We start from the raw sequence: 18114 nt of genomic DNA, 5'->3' as shown, positions 1-18114 counted from the left end.
CCGAGCCCCAACATCCGCAGTCTCACCCGTAGTTCGCGTCCGGAGTACACCTCGTCGCCCGCGAACCAGCGCGCCCGGACACCCAACTCGAGCGCGTTCTCGACCATGACGGCGGTCTGCTGCGGCTTGGTGGCGAACATGAACTCTTCCGGGACACCGGCCGCGTCGCGGCGTTCCTCGTCCGCGGCCCAGTCCTTGGGGAGATACAGGGCCCGGTCGATCACCACCCGCGCCGTCGCGGTGACCACGGCGAGGTGGACGGCGACCTGGCACAGACCGACACCCTTGAGCGCGCCGGAGTACTGGCGGCCGGCTCCCACACAGTCGGTGGAGGACTTGGCGTCGCCGGTCTCGTCCGCCACCAGCACCACATCCTGACCTGCGAGTTCACGCACGACGAGACGGGCGATCTCCGCCCTGGCCCGGTCGTGGTCGAACTTCGCGCGTGACAGCAGGTGCTGCAGCCGGTGCGGGCCCCGATGCCCCAGCGCCTGGGCCAGAGTCCAGCAGTTCCGCGTGTCCACCTCTGCCAGCAGCCCGCTGATCATCTCCGCCGCAGTCGTGCGCGTCTCAGGCCGCGCGAAGCAGTCCGCGATCACGCCCATCGCCGCCCCGAACACCCGGCCCCAGACTGCCTGGGCTATCGTGACCTCCACGGCCACCGCTTCTTGAAACGTCGTCACAAACGTTCATGATCACGGTGGCCGTACCCATACCCCCACTCGGCCCCCGCGAGCTCCTGATCAGGGAAGACGCCGGAACTACAGCTGCCGTGTCTGATGGCGTTGGCGGTTTCGTCGAGTTGGTCGGCGGTGCGGGCGAGAAGGATGACATAGGGTCCGGCCTGGGCAAGTCCGGTCGCGATCGCTGCGCCAATGCCGTCGCCAGAGCCGGTGAGTCATGCCAACAAGCCCAGCTGTCATGCATGAGGGTTCCTTTCAACGCGGTGTGTGGGATGGCCTCTCTTACGCCCCGTGGGACACCACGCGACTCCGGTGAGCGAGAAGGTCTACCGGATTGTGTCCGCACCTATGTGATGAGCGTCGATCCTTCGGGCCGTCTTACCGAAATTTCGCTGTTGCGCTTGTTCCTCGACGCCCTCGCGCCCCAGCCCCTATCGATCAGCGTGGTAAGACGCCCAGGTCTGGCGCCGCTATTACTGTCGAACCGAGAAGGCCGTGCAGGCGTGGACTGGATACAGAGAGGCGCCGGATGAAGGCGATTGTGGTGACGGATCAGGCTGCGGGAACGGCCGGGATGACGCTGGTGGAGCGGCCCGAGCCGCAGGCAGCGCTGAACGATGTCGTCGTCCAGGTTCATGCGTCGGGATTCACTCCGGGTGAGCTGACGTGGCCCTCGACCTGGACCGATCGCTTCGGCCGCGACCGGACGCCGTCGATTCCCGGGCAAGAGCTGGCCGGAGTGGTCACGGCTCTCGGCTATGGCACGACGGGGCTGTCGGTGGGACAGCGGGTGTTCGGCCTCGCGGACGGGCATCGGGGCGGCACCCTGGCGGAGTATGTGGCGATCGAGGCGCGTAACCTCGCGCCGTTGCCGGCCGACGTCGACTTCACGGTGGGCGCGAGTCTGCCGATGCCGGGCCTGACCGCATGGCAGGGACTGTTCGAGCACGGCCGCCTTCAGGCGGGGCAGAGCGTCCTCGTGCATGGCGCGGCCGGCGCAGTCGGGGCGATGGTTACGCAGCTCGCACGAGAGGCCGGCGCCTACGTCATCGGCACCGGACGTACCGCCGATCGACAGACGGCGCTTGGCTTCGGCGCGAGGGAGTTCGTCGACCTCGAGAACGACGCCCTGGAAGACGTCGGCGGAGTCGATCTGGTGTTCGATGTCATCGGCGGAGACATCGGGAATCGGTCCGCAGGCGTGATCCATGCGGGAGGAACGTTGGTGTCCATCGCCGGCCCGCCTGAGGTGCGTCCAGCGGACGGCCTGGCGATCGATTTCGTTGTCGTGCCCGATCGTGCCCAACTGGGTGAGGTCGTCCAGCGGGTGCGGGACGGACGGCTGCGGACGAACATCGGCAACGTCTCGACCCTCGATGACGCCGTTGCGGCCTTCAACCCGACCGAGCGGATCACCGGGAAGACGATCATCAGTGTTCGTCCGTGAGCGACACGCGCTCATCGATGCACGCCGCCGGCCGGCGCTGTCCAGATCGGCCGGCTGCGTCCTATGGCCTCCGGCATTACTGGAGGCGTGCGCTCTTGGATCCAGCGGGCAATAACGCTCAGGGCCGCTGGCTATAGGAGGACGAAGAACAACCCTCTTCCGGTGACAGCGGCCGATACCGGAGTTCGTGGCAGATCTTTGCGACCCGATCGGCCAGTGCCTGACGATGCCGCGGACTGAGGATTACATGACCGGTGGCGCGGCCGACGTGCCACCGCGCGGCACAAGCGGCACAAGACGTGTCGAGAAATCTGAAAAATGACGGCCTGGAATATGCACCCGGCTGGGACGCTGGATTCAAGTGCCGTCTGCATCGCGATACGCATGCGCGTTACATCCCACGCTGTCCGGGCGAGCCGGTTGAGGTACCGTCCTGGAGCGCGTCGAGGTTGATGATCGCATCGCTCCACCACAGCAGCGCACGGAATGATTCCGCCGCATCGGCAATCTCCCTACAGGTAGCCTGCTGTCGGCTGGTGTCCTGCTGTGCGCCCTGTCGCATGCCACTGCTGGTGGACGCGACCTGCTCGGCGGCAGATAGTGTTGTTGAAGGACGACGAGGTCATATCGCTCGACGATGGGTAGTGAGCGGCAAATGGACGCCTCGGACGAACTTCTTCAGATGGCTACACCGTCGGCTCTCTTGAACCTGGACGGTGTCATCCGCTCCCTCAACGCCGCGATGGCCACTCAACTAGGCAGGCCGTGGGAACAGTGCGTGGGTCATGGCTTCGTTGATCTACTCCCCGAGGACCAGCGCATCTCGGCTGAGGGTCTGCTGACGCATGGGGCCACGACGAAGAGGCTTGCGATGCGTGTGCTGGAATTTCCCGGCACGAGCACCGCATCTGTGGTCTGCCTCGTCGAGGCGCGAGCGGTGACGGATTCCTCGAGCGGCGAGCGGCTTATGTGGGTCCATTCGTTGGACGCGGGACACGACCTCGGCGGTCTGCTGATCCCATTCCAGCTTGCGGCGAAGGCTGCCGACCTCGGCCTCTGCATGTGTTCCTCCGATGAGCACCAGGTGGAGTGGCTGGGTGGCGCACCCGCCCTGGCCGCGCTCTTCCCGCAGGCGTCCGTGCCCCGGTCCAAGATGATCAGGCGAGTGCACCCTGATGACCGGAAGGACGTGCAGCGGCTTGTGCGCTCGTCCGCCGCCCAGTCCCCGTGGATCAGGTCGCGGTTCCTCACCGAGCGCGATGGCTGGCGTGTTCTCGCAGGCCAGGTCCGCCGGATCCAGTTGGGATACGGCGGCCCCGAACGGGTCTTCGCGGTGATCCGCGACGACACCCGGTCGGAGGCACACCGCCAAGAGACGCTGGCCGAGGCGAGCGCGGAGCGGGAGCGCGCCGACGGGATCACCGCGTTCTCCTCCGCCCTGTTCAGCGCCGCCACCGAGCAGGAACTGCAGCAGGTTGTCCTGGCCCGGCTCGCCGCGGCCGTCGGAGGTTCCGGCGCCCTCTTCGCACTCGTCGACGACGGTCGATTGCGGGTCTCCTCGGATGCCGGGATCCCCACGTGGGAGGTTGATGCTCTGCTCGGCCTGTCGCTGGATGAGGACCGGCCGTTGCCCTACGTGATCCGTACCGGTCAGGCACAGTTCTTCCGTAACCACGAGGAGTTTGCTCGCCGGTGGCTGCATGATGACGGCCTGCCCCTGCCGAGCCCCGCCCCCGGCACCGCCTTGTCGATCACCCCCCTCAGCCCGGTGGGCGACCGGCCGCTCGGGGCCTGGGTGGTGACGTACGACGGTGAGCACCCTCCCTCCCCAGAAAAGCTCGCCTTCATAACGACTCTGGCCGAATTGGCAGGCCAGGCACTGAGGGCCATCAGGTTGCAACAAGCCCACGTCGAGCTGTCCATGGCGCTCCAAGAGAGCATGCTCCCCACGCTGCCGGAGCACCTCCCAGGCCTGGAGGTCGCCGCCCGCTATCAGCCTAGTCGGGATGGGTTGGATATCGGCGGAGACTGGTATGACGCGTTCTTGCTCCCCGATGGTGCGGTCGCACTGGAAATCGGTGACGCTCAAGGGCACGACGTGGATGCCGCGGCTTTCATGGGTCAGGTGCGCTCGTCCATGCGCGCGATCGCCGCCCACGAACCTGACCCGGGAACGGTGCTGACGCGTACCAACGAGTTGCTCGTCGCGATGGACGCGCCACGGTTCGCAAGCTGCACCATGCTGCACCTCGATCCGCATGACGGACAGGTCATCGGCACCAGCGCAGGCCATGTTCCACTGCTCCACGCGCGCGACGACGGTAGCCACACCATCCGCACACTTCCCGCCGGGCCGCTCCTGGGAATCGTGGCTGGCGCCGCCTACCCCGAGGAGACCTTCACTTTGGAAGAGGGCACCGCGCTGGTCATGGTCACCGATGGTGTGGTCGAAGGGCCGCGCCTGACCCTGGACGCCGGACTGGAGCGAGCGGGAGCGCTGGCCGGTCGAGCCCTCCGGGACCGGCTCGGCCTCGAGGCGACCGCAGACCGAATACTCGACGCGGTGGCCGCGTTGGGCCACCTCGACGACGTGGCCGTGCTAGTCATCCGACGCACATGAGACTCGATGTGTCTCCCGGGCAGGGAAGCCGCCCTCCGGCCCTCATTCACCGGCGCAGCGTCAGCCCCGGGGAGACCCCAACTGCTCCCGGCACGCGGCGGCGAAGTCGCCCTCGACCGTGACCCGGTCTCCCAGGTCCTCGACTACGAGGAGCAGGGTGTCGCCATGGACCGGGGCCACGTCCCGGTCCACGAGTACATGCGGACGAACGTCCCGACCATCCCCGCCGTCAGCGACCTGGTCCCCACGTTCCAGCTCACGCACGTCGGCTTCGCCGACGCCACGTGAAAGGGCCTGTCCGGGACCGGCTCGGACGCGAGGAGAGCATTCCCGCCGCAGCTCCTCGCTACGGCCGGTCCTGTGCCCCTGGCCGGCCAGGAGGGGCGGGGATCGCCGGAGGCTTGGATTCTCCCTGGCAGTGGTCGGCCCGGACCGACCACTGCCAGGGAGGCCCGGGACGATGGCTCCGGATCGGATGGGCCGAGCGCCGGAGGACGGGGTAACAGAAAAGGACCTTGAGGTCCCTTCTGAATCCTGCTAACGTCCGCATCGGTAATCTGGTCAATGTGGCGGAACCGGCGCGCGATAAAAACGATTCCCGGCTGACTGAGCGCGGGCGGGCGACTCGAGAGCGCATTTTGAGGGCCGCCGCCGACATGATGTACGTCAAGGGCGTGTCTTCCACGACCCTCGACGAGGTCAGGGCGGCCAGCGGAACGAGCAAATCCCAGCTCTACCGCCACTACCCCGACAAGGATGCACTAGTGCGGGACGTTGTCGCGTTGCAGGCTGCAGAACTGCTCGAACGTCAGCACCAGCTACTGCAGAGGCTCAACTCCGTCCGTGGGCTGGAGCGCTGGCGGGACGCACTGATCGAACACAACGCGCTCCGAAACGGAGCGTACGGCTGTCCGCTCGGCTCCCTTGCAAGCGAGCTGGCCGATCAGGACGAAGAGGCGCGCAAGGCGATCGCCCGGCACTTCGACTCCTGGGAGGGACTGCTCGACGCTGGGCTCGAGCGGATGAAGGACTCGGGAGTCCTCCGCGCCGACGCGGACGCCGGAGAGCTCGCCACCGGCCTCATGGCCGCCCTCCAGGGCGGCTACCTCCTTGCGCAGACGGCCCAGGACGTCAAACCCATGAGGATCGCCCTTGACATGGCGATCGGCCATGTCAAGGCCTATGCCGTGGTCGCCGAGGACGTCAATTCGCCGGAGGGGGGCGCGGGAGGGCGCTAAGCCGTCTGGGGCGAGGCCGAGAAGTCCCGATGTGGCGCCACGCGCGGTTGCGTCGCGGTCTCCGTACCGGACTGGACTTCACCGCCCTCCCGGCGGGCGCAGGCGGCCCGACGGGAGGCGTGACGGCGGGAGGACGCGTTCGTCCGCACGTTCTTTGCCCGCATGTGGCCCCAGCCGCCGACCAAAAGCGGCGGCCCCCTGTATGAAAGGCAGGTCTCCTCCACGCGAGAGGGGACTATTTGGTCCTGAAAATTGGCCCGATCCGCGGTACGTTTGGGGAGACGGTCCCCTACGGACAGCCAGGCAGCCAAGCCTCACGAGGATCTCCAGGGCGGTAAGCACTATGCACGTGGGCGTCCAGTTCTCAGTGCTCGGCCCAGTCCGGCTACACAAACAGGGGGTCGAGGCCGGAGCCGGTCAGGGGAGGCAGTGCGCCGTGCTCGCTTCGCTGTTGCTCAAGGCAGGCAAGCCTGTAAGCCTCTCGAAACTCGTGGAGGACGTGTGGGGCGACGATGCCCTACCGTCGGCCGTAGGCTCCGTGAGCACGTACGTCTACAGGCTCAGGCGGGCACTCGGGGAGCAGAGTGACAGCTGCGTGAGCCTGGTCGTCAGGGGCTACCTGCTGTACCACCAACCGGACGCTCTGGACCTGAACAGGTTCAAGGAGACGACAGCATGGGCGAGGGAGGCCCGCAGCACCGGCGACCTGGCGTCCACAGCGAGCCTGCTGACACAAGGCCTCGAGATGTGGAAAGGAGTGGCCCTCGCCGGGGTCCCGGGGCCGTTCGCGGGCCAGCAGCGCAGCGTCCTCAGCGAGCTGCGCCTCGTGTGTGCCGAGGAGCGGCTCACCTGCGAAGTGGAGAGAGGGCGCTACGCCGAAGCCGCCGCCGAACCGTCCGCCCTGCTTGTCGAGCACCCGGTTCAAGAGCGCAGAGGCGACCTCCTCATGACTGCGCTCTACGGTGCTGGGCGGCAGTCCGAGCCCCTGACGATCAACCACATGACCAGTCACCTGCTGCGTCAACGCCTCGGCGTTAGCCCGTCGCCGGAACTGCAGCAACTCCACGAGCGCATCCTCTCCGGACGATTCCAGCTCCCGCAAAGCGCCGACCGCCCGAAGGGCGCGCCACAGACGCCCCCGCATCACGCCCCGGCTCAGCTCCCAGCCGCCCTGCCGAGCCTCGGCGGCCCGAGAGAGAGCACGAGCAGGTCGAGCGCATGGTCGCCGATGCAGAGGCGTCGTCCTCCGTGGCCATCTACACGGTCGGCGGACTGGCCGGCGTCGGCAAGACAGCTTTGGCCACCACCGTCGCCCACCGTCTGGCTGACCGCTTCCCGGACGGCCAGCTCTTTGCAGAGCTGGTAAAGCGTGCCCCACGGCGCGTGCGAGTCCCTCGTCGAAATACTCCGGAAACCCCGTCCGTGAAATCCCAGGATGCACGCGCGGCGAAAAAACAGCGACTTCGCGTAGACGTCCTGTAGATGGTCTCGTTATTGGCTTGTCCGCACGAAATGATCTGGAGATTGAGAACCATGCACTCTGCAGATGCTAGAAAAACGTGCCGCTCGGCTCCGGATGGACATGCCGGAACCAGCGGCAGCGCCCCGGCGGCAGGGCCCGCCACGGGCCGAGGGCAGCTCGACCCGGAGTCCGCCGCCTGGGTGGACGCGCTCGAGGGCGGTCGTGGGCCGCAGTACGAGCAGGCCTGCGCGCAGCTGCACGAACTGCTGGTGCGGATCGCCATGGACGAAGTGTTCCGCCGGGGTCCTCGTTACCGAATTACCGGGCCCGAGCTGAACGATCTCGCCCACCAGGCGGCCGCCGACGCACTGATGAGGATCACGCACAAAATCCAGGAATTTCGAGGCGACGCCAGGTTCACCACATGGGCGTTCCGATTCGTCGTACTTGAAGTGTCCAGCAAACTGGGCCGCCATTTCTGGCGTGTTTCAAATACCCGGTTCGACTTGGATGAATGGGCGCAAGTTCCCGACCGCTCCGGTATCGACCCCGTCAGCCGTTGGCAGGCGCGAGAGCTGGTCGAAGCCGCGCGCGACGCAGTCGAGACAGCACTCAGCGCCCGCCAGCGGCAGGTCTTCACTGCCGTCGTCAACGGGGTCCCCCTGGAAACGCTCGCCAGTGAGTTGGAGACGAACCGTAACGCGCTCTACAAGACGATGTTCGACGCCCGTAAGAAACTGCGAGCTCAGCTGATAGCCAGCGGACATCTCAGCGCTGCGGGCTGATGCGGCGGCGACGTCGGCCCGGGCAGCGCTGACCGAAGGGCTCGCACCGCGGCCGCACACTTCCCGGGGGTCTGGCAGCCGTCTTCCCAGGGCGGACGAGAAAGACTGCGCCGCCAGGAACTCACCTTCCCGAAGGGCCGGAGATCGTCGCGGTGGCGGTGCAGTTCCTGGTCACCAACTTCATCAACAACGTCATCCAGGCCGACATCGACATCCCCGCCGTCGATACGGCCGCGGCCCAGTGAACCGCCGATCGCTTGAGCGCCGAAACCCTCGACGCGGTCCGCGCACCCAGCCCGGTAAATCCCTCAGCGACCCAACGATCATTGAGGAAAGGCTCGACATGTCTGACAGGCGGCGCCCAGGTGCCCGCCTGGCCGTTCGACGCGAAGTGGACCGGTCTTTTGCTCAGAAAATGGTCCACACGTGTGGGCGGACGCACGCATACGCTCGGGTCATGACCAGCGCGGATTTGGCCACCTGCGTCGTGCCGCCCGCGTAACTGTCTCTGTACCGCGTCGGCTTCCGTCACTGTTGCCGGCGTGCGGGCGCCGCCGTTTGTGGCGGCCATGCGGGAGACGCCACCTTGGGCCTTGGCCGGGCGGGCAGGGCACTCGGATCGATAGAGGAGTTGATCACCTTGGACGGACAGGAGCTGCAGAAGATCGCGGGCGACTGCACTGTGGAACTGCCTGGCGCCGACCTGGAGCATCGTTTCGGCCCCGACTGGGAGGTCTACAGGGTGCGCGGCAAGGTCTTCATGCTCATGACCGACATGCCGGGGCGCCCCGTCGTGATCCTGAAAGCTGATCCGGACGACGCCGCAGCCCTGCGTGAGCAGTACGCAGACATTACCCCCGGGCTATCACATGAACAAGAGGCACTGGATCACGGTGGAAGGCGGGGGCACCATCGACGAGAAGCTAGTGAAGGAGCTCGTGATCGACTCCTACCGTCTCGTGGTCGGCCGGCTTCCCAAGTCCGAGCAGCCCGTGTCAGTGGACATCGCCGCACCCCAGCCCTGCTCGCTGCCGTGGCCGACGTTGACGGCGAGGTAGAGGGCGATGGGCACGATCATGCCGCTGAGCCCCGCGACACGCGGCATCGTGAGCCGCTTGCGCTCGCGCAGCTCGCCCATGTCGAACTCGCGGCGTGCCTCCAGACCAACGACGAAAAAGAAGAACGTCATCAGGCCGCTGTTGACCCACTCCCGCAGGCCGAGCGAGATCCCGTAGGTGCCGAAGCGAACAGACAGGCGGGTGTCCCACAACGACGTGTATGCCGAGGGTGCCGCGTTGGCCCAGAGGAGTGCGGCGAGCGCGGCGGCGACCAGGACGGCGGCGCCACCGGTCTCGGTGCGCAAGAAGGCACGCAGTGGGGAACGCGATCCGCTGCCGCACAGCGTCTGGCCGGTGTGGGCCTCTGGTTCACGGGACATGGGTCAGATTCTCGTTCGAGGCGTGGCTGTACCGGTGTGCGGGCGGCGAGCCGGTGCGTCGGCTGTGGGGCGTTTCGCAGGCTGGCGGGCTCGTGGGCTTGGCAGCGGCAACGGCCAAGTTCGCGGGGGCGTCATAGGCCGGGCCCAAGCGCTGAAGCATACGGCCCGGGATCCACCGTGCGTCACGCTCCCCGAGCTTGGCCTACTCGGCGTCGGGAGACGTGGCGAAGGTCTGCAGGTGGTCGATGGCCGCATGCAACGCGTCTTTCAGCGGAGCGATGTCCCGCGCGACCTGGGCGAGGAGCATGCCGCCCTGGAAGGCGGCAAGGAGCAGATTGGCCAGTTGCGTGGGATCTGCCTCAGCGCTGATGCGGCCGAGTTGCTGCATGCGCTCGATTCCCTCGCGGAAGATCCCCCTCCACTGATCGAACGCACTGGCGAGGTCGTCGTGCACGTCGAGGTCCGTCTTGATGATCTCGCTCGCCAGGGAGCCGAGGGTGCAGCCTTCCTGGTAGGCGCGCTCGTAGCCGACGTAGAAATCCGCCCATGCCCGGAGCGCGTCGAGGGTGTCGAAGCCGGCGAATCGCTCGTCGCGATGGAAGGTGAGGACGCGTTCGGCCTGCCAGGCGATCACGGCCACGACGAGACTCTCCTTGGTCGGGAAGTAGTGGTTGAGCTGCGATCCGCTGACGCCGGCGGCGCGGCGGAGCTGCTCGTTGTTCGTCGCGTGGACTCCGTTTGTGTAGATGAGTTCCGCAGCGTGCTCCAGGATGCGGGCCCGCGTGGCCTGCCCCTTTGACGTGAGCTTGTGAGGCGCGGGAGCCGCTGTTGTGGTGGTCATGTCTTGAGGATACCCCAGATTGGGCTTGACAGCCCAGAACCGCGGGGTGTTCACTCTGGGGAGTGGGCTGAGCAGCCCAAAAATGCGGCAGGGTTCGCAGTCACATCGGGGACTGGACCGCTGAGGCAAGTAAGAACCGCCCTGGGCGCGACGCCGGCCGCTCACACATTCACCGGAGGTTGATTCGCCATGTCACGACTGAACGTCCTCGCTTCTGACGAGATCCCCGACGGGGCGAAGGGCATCATCGACAACGTCGGCGCGCAGTTCGGCTTCGTCCCGAACATGTTCGCGACTCTCGCGTCGAACCCGACCGTCCTCGACGTCGTCATGACACTGCAGGGCACCTTGAGCCGGGTTCTGGACGCGAAGACGCGGCACACCATCGCGCTCGCCGTGTCGCAGGCCAACGGTTGCGATTACTGCCTGGCGATGCACACGTACGTGTCGGCCGAACTCGGCGGCATGTCGGGCGACGACATCGCCTTGGCCCGGGCCGGGAGCTCGATCGATCCCAAGCGCGCCGCGGTCGCTCGTTTCGCTCAGCAGGTGGTGGAGAGCCGCGGTCAGGTGAGCGACGCCGACCTCGAGGCTGTGCGAGGCGCCGGGTACAGCGACCCGCAGATCCTGGCGATCGTCACCGTGGCGGTGCAGGTCCTGCTGACCAACTTCATCAACAACGTCAACCAGACCGACATCGACATCCCCGCCGTCAGCCCGGCCGGCACCCTCGGCTGATCGCCGGGACCCCCTCGAGGCCGCGCACACAGCCGGTAAACCCCTCACCGCTCCAAAACGATCACTCGGGAAGGTTCGCTATGCCGGGCTCCGAACTGTATGAGCAATTCATGGCACTGCACACCCGCGACGGCGGCCTCGTCATGCCGAACGCATGGGACGGCCTCTCAGCGCTGATACTGGCCGACGCCGGCTTCGAGGCGATCGCGACATCGTCGGCGGCGCTCGCCGCCACGCTCGGCCGGTTTGACGGGCGCCACGAAGTCACCCGTGGCGAGCACCTCGAGCATGCGCGGCTGCTCGGCCGGCTCACCGGGCTGCCCGTCAACGGAGACTTCGAGGACGGCTACGGCGACACGCCTGAAGACGTCGCTGCGACCGTGGAAGCCGCCGTCGAGTCCGGCCTGGCCGGTATCGGGATCGAAGACACCTCGGGCAATCCCGATCAACCGATCCGCGACTTCGACGAGGCAGTCAACCGCATACGCAGCGCCGTCGAGGCGGCCAAGGGGCGCATCGTCGTCACCGGCCGCACCGACAACTTCCTCCAGGGCCGGCCCGATCTCGACGACACCATCCGGCGTCTGACGGCCTTCGCCGAGGCCGGCGCGGATGTGCTCTACGCCCCTTACCCACCCGACCTCGATGCACTCGTCGCGATCGTCACCGCCGTCGCGCCGGCACCGGTCAACGTCCTCATCTCGCCGGCGGACCAGGTGCTGACCGTCGCTGAACTGCAGAAGGCCGGGGTCAAGCGCATCAGCGTGGGTCCAGCGCTCTACACCCACGCAATGGAGGCACTCCAGCAGGCCACCAAGGCTCTCGTCGCAGGTGACCTCACCGCCGCGACGACAGGAATCAGCTTCGAGCGCATCAGCGACCTGCTTGCCCGCGCCGCGAACTAGCCCAAACCCTGCGAACCACCGCTCCTCACCCACTCATCGCAAGAAGAAGGCAGATTGACATGAACCTCGACAAGCTCATGAACAAGCACCTCACCAGGTATTTCGACCCCAGCAAGACCATTCCGGAGGAAACCCTCCAGCAGCTGCTGCGCTTCCTGCGCTCCACGCCGTCATCGGTGAACGTACAGCCCAACCACTTCTACGTCCTCGCCACGCCCGAAGGCAAAGAGCGGCTCGCCAACAACCTGGGCGAACGATTCAAGGACAACGCCGAGAAGATTCTGAACGCGTCGCACACCATCATCCTCACCACCCGGGCAGATCTGCCCGACACCCACCTCGAGGCGGTGTTCGCGAAGGAGAGGGCCGACGGCCGGTTCCCTGACCCGTCCAAGCAGCAGCTGTGGGAATCCATGACCCGGGACTTCCTCAACCTGCGCACCTACGGCTACAAGGACCTGAACCACTGGATGGAGAAGCAGGCCTACATGGCGGTGGGCCTGACCATGATGGCGGCCGCCGAGCTCGGCGTCGAGGCCACGCCGCTGGAGGGGTTCGACCCGGCCAGTGTCGACAAGGCCTTCAAGATCCGCGAGAGCGGACACACCACGACGGTGCTGCTGGCCCTCGGCTACCCCGACCCGGAGAGGGTGTACACCACCCCGATCTCGCGATTCGGCGCCGACCAGCTATTCACCTTCATCTAAACCGGGAAACCAAAACCCACCACACCTACAAGGAACGGGACAATTTCCATGAAAGCCATTGTGGTCACCGACCAGGCCGCGGGAACTGCCGGAATGACGCTGACGGAGCGGCCTGAGCCACTCGCAGCGATCAACGACGTCATCGTTCAGATCCATGCATCGGGCTTCGTCCCCACAGAGATGGAGTGGCCGTCGACCTGGGCCGATCGCGCCGGCCGTGACAAGACACCGTCGATCCCCGGCCACGAGCTAGCCGGAGTGGTCACCGCCCTCGGCTACGGCACGACGGGGCTCTCGGTCGGGCAGCGGGTCTTCGGCCTCGCCGACTGGCACCGCGACGGCACCCTCGCGGAGTACGTGGCAATCGAAGCACGCAACCTCGCACCGCTGCCCGGCGACGTCGACTTCACCGTAGCCGCGTCCCTGCCCATCTCAGGTCTGACCGCGTGGCAGGGACTGTTCCAGCACGGCCGCCTCCAGGCCGGCCAGACCGTCCTCGCCCATGGCGCAGCCGGGGCGGTCGGGACGATGGTGACCCAGCTCGCACGTGAAGCCGGCGCTTACGTCATCGGCACCGGACGGGCCGCCGACCGTGAGAAGGCACTCGACTTCGGCGCGCACGAGTTCGTCGACCTCGAGAACGACACGCTGAAGGACGTCGGCCGCGTCGACCTGGTCTTCGATGTCATCGGCGGCGACGTCCAGAAGCAGTCCGCCGCCTTGATCAAGGCCGGAGGAACACTGGTGTCCGTCGTCGGCCCGGTCGAAGCACGGCCCACTGACGGCCTGGCCATCGACTTCGTCGTCGAAGCCGATCGCACCCAACTCGGTGAGATCGTGCAGCGGGTGCGGGACGGACGGCTGCGGACCAACATCGGTGACGTCGCGAGCCTCGACGATGCCGTCGGCGCCCTCAACCCGACCACACGAAGCCGCGGGAAGACGGTCATCCGCGTGCTGCCGTAGGCACTGGACGGCCACCGTCCGACCGGCAGGTCATGGTCCTGACTACGCCACGGGCGCCGGCCACCGACCGGCGCCCAGGACCCCAACCGACACACGCCAGGCACACGAACCGGCAGAGGAGTTGATCACCTTGGACGGACAGGAACTGCAGAAGATCGCGCGCGACTACACCGCGGAACTGCCCGGCACCGACCAGGAGCATCGTTTCGGCCCCGACTGGGAGCTCCACAAGGTGGGCGGCAAGGTCTTCATGCTCATGACCGACATGCCGGGACGCCCCGTCGTGATCCTGAAAGCCGACCCGGACGACGCCACAGCCCTGCGTGAGCAGTACGCCGACATCACCCCCGGCTACCACATGAACAAGAGGCACTGGATCACAGTGGAAGGCGGAGACACCATCGACGACAAGCTGCTGAAGGAACTCGTGACCGACTCCTACCGTCTCGTGGTCGGCGGGCTTCCCAAGTCCAAGCAACCCGTGGATCCACACACCCACAACCACCACGCCTGACCCTCACCATGCCCATCCTGCGACGCAGCGTCGCAGCAGCCATCTGGAGCCTCCCATGCGCGTATTCGTCACCGGAGCCAGCGGCAGCATCGGCTCAGTTGTCGTTCCCGAACTCATCGCCGCTGGCCACGAGGTCCTCGGCCTCGTCCGCTCCGATGCCGCGGCTACGGCCGTCGCCGCCGCCGGGGGGACGCCGCTCCGCGGCGACCTCACCGACCTCGACAGCCTCCACGCCGGCGCCACGCAGGCCGATGGTGTCATCAACCTGGCCTTCAGCAACGACTGGAACAACCTGGAGCAGGGCATCGACGAGGAAGCGCGCGCCGTGCAGACCCTCGCGGCCGCACTCGCAGGCAGTGGCAAACCGTTCGTACATGCCGGCCTCACGCCGATGATGCCAGGCCACACCTCCACCGAGGAGGACCCCAACACCACCAACGGTCCGGTCGGTGGCCGCGGCCGCACCTCCGACGTGGTACTGACCCTGGCCGCCCAGGGCGTCCGGTCCTCTGTCGTGCGGCTGCCGCGCTCCGTGCACCAGCGCGGGTCGCAATACGGCTTCTGCTCAGTGCTCATCGCCGCCGCGCAGAAAACGGGCGTGTCAGCGTACGTCGGCGACGGCACGCAGCGATGGCCGGCGGTCAACCGGCTTGACGCCGCCACGCTGTTCCGCATCGCACTCGAGGACGCTGCGCCGGGCACGGTCCTGCACGCGGTAGCCGACGAGGGCGACACCATGAGGTCGCTGGCCGAGGCTATCGGCGGCGTTCTCGGCGTGCCGGTCGAGTCGGTCCCGCCTGAGCGCTTCGGCGTCATCGGTCGCGTGTTCGCCCTTGACATGCCGTCGTCAAGTGCACTGACCCGGGAACGGTTCGGCTGGCAGCCCACCCGCCCGAGCCTGATCGACGACCTCGCTGCCGGCGACTATCCCACCCTGGGCTGAAATCCTCGGGATGCCACCGGGACCGGACAGGGTCAGTGACTACCGACCTTCCGCGTACACCGGGCCTCCCCCGCCTCCGTCCGGGTGCTCGGCGAAGGCGTCGACTGGAGCCTCCCTTTGACCGTGGACACCTGGAGACTGGGATCTTGAGGTTCCAGGGGAGCCAGGTGGGAAGCAAGTATTCGAAGCGGTACACCGAGGAGTTCAAGCGGGACGCGATCGGGCTCGTCGATTCCTCGGGCAGGACGGTCGGCCTTGGAGGGCGTGATCACGGAACCCGACCCGTTCCCGCTGACCTGCCCCGGTGACCGGGTCGGTCTGTGCGCTGGCAGCCAAGACCCACAAGTAGGCAACCGGGGCGGGTTCCTCGATCGGGTGACACCTCCCAGCCAGCGGAACCTACGGGCACCCCAGCGCGTAGTGCCGGGCATGAGACCGATCAACGACGCGCACGTGGCGGTGCCGGGCCTGGCCGTGGTGGAGGTCCCGGCCGCCGATGACGAGACCGCGTTCGCGGTCCAGGAGCTGCTCGCCGCTCGGTGTGCCATCGCGCCGACAGACCGTTCGATCCGGGAGCCTGACGTGCCCGGCGTGCGGCTGCGGTTCTTCCTGGACCTGCGCCAGGAGGCCGACGCGTAGGTCTGCGGCGGATGCCGGGCTTTCTCGTGCCTCCCGACAGTCGGGGAGTTGCGCCAGCACGCAGACCTGCCGTGGTCGGGGTCGTGGGTCGGCCTGTCCCTCGTTGTGGTCGGGGCTGCGGTGTGTGCACGGATAGAGCTCATTCCCGCGGCTGTCGCGTGGGAAGGAGGTGTCGGCGCCGGTGGTCGGCGTGCCCGCCCGGGCTGGCCTGGGACAACCGACCCGGCAAACACAGGGGTGGGCCAACCCTCGGTGCAACTCTCGGTCCCCCTGTCCGCCCAACCGTCCAGTCCACCGTCCAGCCCACTCAGGAAGCAACCCTCAACCCGGCCGCCACACCGGCGACGCGTCCGGCTCCCGGCCACTGGGTAAGCCACCAAGACAGGCGGCTTGCCCAGGCGCGGCAGGCTTGCCCGACACCAGGCAGCGCCCTGCCCGGGCGTGGTCGGGGTTCTCGGCAGCATGTTCGGCGGTGCGACCACGGGCCCGACCACGGCGTGACGCAGGTTGGGCGGGTCAGCGGCGGGCGCGGGCACTCGACACCGGCCTTCAGTACCGGTCCGGCCGGATCGTGGAACGGGCGCGGGCTGTGCGACGCTCGCTGGCACTGTCCTCACTGCCCAAAGCAGTGCGGGACTTCGACGAACGCCTACACGGCGTCTATCTGTGACAAGGGGTGAATGGATGCGGGTGGGCATCACCGGGCACCGCGGACTAAGCGCAGAGGTTGAGGAGCAGGTACGGGCACTCCTCGCCGACGCGGTGAAGGAGTATGAGCCGGCCGAACTGGTTGGTGTCTCGTGTATCGCGGACGGCCCCGACTCCTGGTTCGCCGAAGTCGTATTGCAGCACGGTGGCCGTCTTGAGGTGGTCGTCCCGGCTGCCGAGTACCGCGAGGGACTTCCGGACTGGCACCACCCCGTCTATGACCAGCTCATGAAGCGTGCGGCCGACGTCCACCAGGCCGGCATGACTGTGTCCGACTCAGCCGCGCATATGGCCGGGTCCGAGATCTTGGTCGGCCTGGTGGGCGAGCTGCTAGCCGTGTGGGACGGCAACCCAGCATGGGGGCACGGCGGGACAGCGGACGTGGTGGCGTATGCGGAGCGGACGGGCGTCCCGGTGCGGGTTCTCTGGCCGGAGGGCGCTACCCGCTGACCGACAGCATCGCGACGGCCCCGTCCTACCTATGACGGGCTATCGGCGTGTATGGCGCAGCTATGCCCACCGTGGTCTGCCCGGCAACCGCTACTCGGCGGAGACCGCAGCGCAGTTGACGGAGACCCCAGCTATCTCAGCCGCCCCGAGCTGCTGTTGAGCGGGCCGACGCTGGTGGATCAGAGCGGTAAGGGGTCTTGGATGGCGGGCCCATCAACCCCTGTCGCTCGCGCGGGGGTATTACAAGTCTGTCCATGGGCGGCCCTTGCCGCCTGTTAGGGGAATCCACGCGGACCGGGAGGGACCGTGTTGCTGAAGGTCTTCCAGGACGGCGGCTCCTAGCCGGACTTCGCGGGCGAAGACCGTCACGAGGGGGTGCTGGGCAACCATCGCCTGCAGATCGCTCATCCGGTTACCCAGCCTGGTTCGGGAGGCGCCGGTGTCCGGACCTGCTCGACGAGGCCGTTCCACTCCGGCGCTAACGCCATCCGTCGATCCACCGCACCGGAAAGGTTGATCTGGGCATCGGGCGACACGTCACATCACCAATCCGAACTCCGCTGGGCCGCAGCGTCGTCAGGGTATTCCGATCCCACGACGAAGGGACGCACATCGCGGAAGTCCGCCCGAACCACTCCCGAACTTGACATCTCCAAGCGGACGCCGTGGGTGGGAGCAGGAGCCCTGGGAGTGCTGCGAGTGGGAAGGTGGGGACCTGTACTGATCGAGCGGGGAGCGATAGGCGGTCGACTGACTGGCTCGCAATCCAAGACGCTCATAGAGCCGGTTCGCTGCCGAACCCGCCGCAGATGGCGCTCAGCCAACCAGCGGCAGCATTCCACCGGGTCGCAGCAGGCGTGTCGGTCGCATCGGGCTCAGGGGGTTGTGAACAGCTGCCGCGGAACAGCGTACGAGTGTGTTCTGGCGCGGATGAATGAGTGTTCGGGCTGTGGTGGGCGTACGGGGAACGATAGTTCTCTCATCGAATGGGTGACCTCGGCGGGTGGTGGTCGTTGGGTTTGGTGACGGG

At 67.1% G+C, this 18114-nt stretch carries 15 protein-coding genes and 5 pseudogenes; 15 read left to right on the top strand and 5 right to left on the bottom strand.

What is annotated here, in order from left to right:
* Both AB0M27_RS41290 and AB0M27_RS41285 read right to left on the bottom strand, forming a co-directional pair.
* The coding region (locus tag AB0M27_RS41290; protein WP_365730218.1) for a transposase at window positions 1-656 on the bottom strand (656 nt) is incomplete at its 3' end.
* Between the two features lie 23 nt (window positions 657-679).
* Window positions 680-883, bottom strand: a pseudogene (locus AB0M27_RS41285) (hypothetical protein); the annotation flags it as partial.
* A 329-nt stretch (window positions 884-1212) separates the two neighbouring features.
* Here AB0M27_RS41285 and AB0M27_RS41280 point away from each other — a divergent pair.
* The 7 genes and pseudogenes from AB0M27_RS41280 to AB0M27_RS41250 all read left to right on the top strand — a co-directional run bounded on the left by AB0M27_RS41280 (window position 1213) and on the right by AB0M27_RS41250 (window position 9293).
* The gene (locus AB0M27_RS41280; RefSeq protein WP_365730217.1) at window positions 1213-2130 is read left to right on the top strand and encodes an NADP-dependent oxidoreductase; all 918 of its coding nucleotides are present in this window, start codon (window positions 1213-1215) and stop codon (window positions 2128-2130) included.
* Between the two features lie 655 nt (window positions 2131-2785).
* On the top strand, window positions 2786-4750 hold the full coding sequence (locus AB0M27_RS41275) for a SpoIIE family protein phosphatase (RefSeq protein WP_365730215.1): 1965 nt from the start codon (window positions 2786-2788) through the stop codon (window positions 4748-4750).
* 105 nt (window positions 4751-4855) lie between these two features.
* Window positions 4856-5029 (top strand): annotated as a pseudogene (locus AB0M27_RS41270) (dihydrolipoyl dehydrogenase); the annotation flags it as partial.
* Between the two features lie 287 nt (window positions 5030-5316).
* Window positions 5317-5988, top strand: a complete 672-nt coding sequence (locus AB0M27_RS41265; RefSeq protein WP_365730213.1) for a TetR/AcrR family transcriptional regulator — start codon at window positions 5317-5319, stop codon at window positions 5986-5988.
* Window positions 5989-6424: 436 nt separating this feature from the next.
* Complete coding sequence (locus tag AB0M27_RS41260; protein WP_365730211.1) at window positions 6425-7354, top strand: BTAD domain-containing putative transcriptional regulator; 930 nt, start codon at window positions 6425-6427, stop codon at window positions 7352-7354.
* A 296-nt stretch (window positions 7355-7650) separates the two neighbouring features.
* On the top strand, window positions 7651-8235 hold the full coding sequence (locus tag AB0M27_RS41255) for a sigma-70 family RNA polymerase sigma factor (RefSeq protein ID WP_365730209.1): 585 nt from the start codon (window positions 7651-7653) through the stop codon (window positions 8233-8235).
* Window positions 8236-8875: 640 nt separating this feature from the next.
* Window positions 8876-9293, top strand: a pseudogene (locus AB0M27_RS41250) (MmcQ/YjbR family DNA-binding protein).
* Here AB0M27_RS41250 and AB0M27_RS41245 read toward each other — a convergent pair.
* Both AB0M27_RS41245 and AB0M27_RS41240 read right to left on the bottom strand, forming a co-directional pair.
* A pseudogene (locus AB0M27_RS41245) lies at window positions 9227-9673 on the bottom strand (Na+/H+ antiporter NhaA); the annotation flags it as partial. The pseudogenes AB0M27_RS41250 and AB0M27_RS41245 sit on opposite strands and share 67 nt — an antisense overlap.
* Before the next feature lie 202 nt (window positions 9674-9875).
* The gene (locus AB0M27_RS41240; RefSeq protein ID WP_365730206.1) at window positions 9876-10514 is read right to left on the bottom strand and encodes a TetR family transcriptional regulator C-terminal domain-containing protein; all 639 of its coding nucleotides are present in this window, start codon (window positions 10512-10514) and stop codon (window positions 9876-9878) included.
* Window positions 10515-10703: 189 nt separating this feature from the next.
* On the opposite strand from AB0M27_RS41240, the gene AB0M27_RS41235 reads away from it, so the two are divergent.
* From AB0M27_RS41235 to AB0M27_RS41200, 8 genes are all read left to right on the top strand, one after another.
* Window positions 10704-11252 (top strand): carboxymuconolactone decarboxylase family protein, encoded by a 549-nt coding sequence (locus AB0M27_RS41235; RefSeq protein ID WP_365730204.1) that lies wholly within the window; start codon window positions 10704-10706, stop codon window positions 11250-11252.
* Between the two features lie 110 nt (window positions 11253-11362).
* On the top strand, window positions 11363-12157 hold the full coding sequence (locus AB0M27_RS41230) for an isocitrate lyase/phosphoenolpyruvate mutase family protein (RefSeq protein WP_365730202.1): 795 nt from the start codon (window positions 11363-11365) through the stop codon (window positions 12155-12157).
* A gap of 59 nt (window positions 12158-12216) precedes the next feature.
* On the top strand, window positions 12217-12864 hold the full coding sequence (locus AB0M27_RS41225) for a nitroreductase family protein (RefSeq protein WP_365730200.1): 648 nt from the start codon (window positions 12217-12219) through the stop codon (window positions 12862-12864).
* Between the two features lie 48 nt (window positions 12865-12912).
* Window positions 12913-13830 carry an NADP-dependent oxidoreductase gene (locus AB0M27_RS41220; RefSeq protein ID WP_365730199.1) on the top strand — a complete coding sequence of 306 codons (918 nt, stop codon included), beginning with the start codon at window positions 12913-12915 and terminating at the stop codon, window positions 13828-13830.
* A gap of 130 nt (window positions 13831-13960) precedes the next feature.
* Complete coding sequence (locus AB0M27_RS41215; protein ID WP_365730197.1) at window positions 13961-14344, top strand: MmcQ/YjbR family DNA-binding protein; 384 nt, start codon at window positions 13961-13963, stop codon at window positions 14342-14344.
* Window positions 14345-14399: 55 nt separating this feature from the next.
* Window positions 14400-15287 (top strand): SDR family oxidoreductase, encoded by an 888-nt coding sequence (locus AB0M27_RS41210; RefSeq protein WP_365730195.1) that lies wholly within the window; start codon window positions 14400-14402, stop codon window positions 15285-15287.
* Window positions 15288-15716: 429 nt separating this feature from the next.
* On the top strand, window positions 15717-15926 hold the full coding sequence (locus AB0M27_RS41205; protein ID WP_365730193.1) for a DUF6207 family protein: 210 nt from the start codon (window positions 15717-15719) through the stop codon (window positions 15924-15926).
* 684 nt (window positions 15927-16610) lie between these two features.
* Window positions 16611-17084, top strand: a complete 474-nt coding sequence (locus AB0M27_RS41200; RefSeq protein WP_365730191.1) for a hypothetical protein — start codon at window positions 16611-16613, stop codon at window positions 17082-17084.
* 240 nt (window positions 17085-17324) lie between these two features.
* Here the strand turns inward: AB0M27_RS41200 and AB0M27_RS41195 are convergent.
* Window positions 17325-17525, bottom strand: a pseudogene (locus AB0M27_RS41195) (hypothetical protein); the annotation flags it as partial.
* Between the last annotated feature and the right edge of the window lie 589 nt (window positions 17526-18114).

The organism is Streptomyces sp. NPDC052107 (assembly GCF_040680215.1).
Taxonomy (GTDB): domain Bacteria; phylum Actinomycetota; class Actinomycetes; order Streptomycetales; family Streptomycetaceae; genus Streptomyces.
The sequence above is the reverse complement of the archived record's forward strand: the minus strand, read 5'-3'. Positions and strand labels throughout refer to the sequence as shown.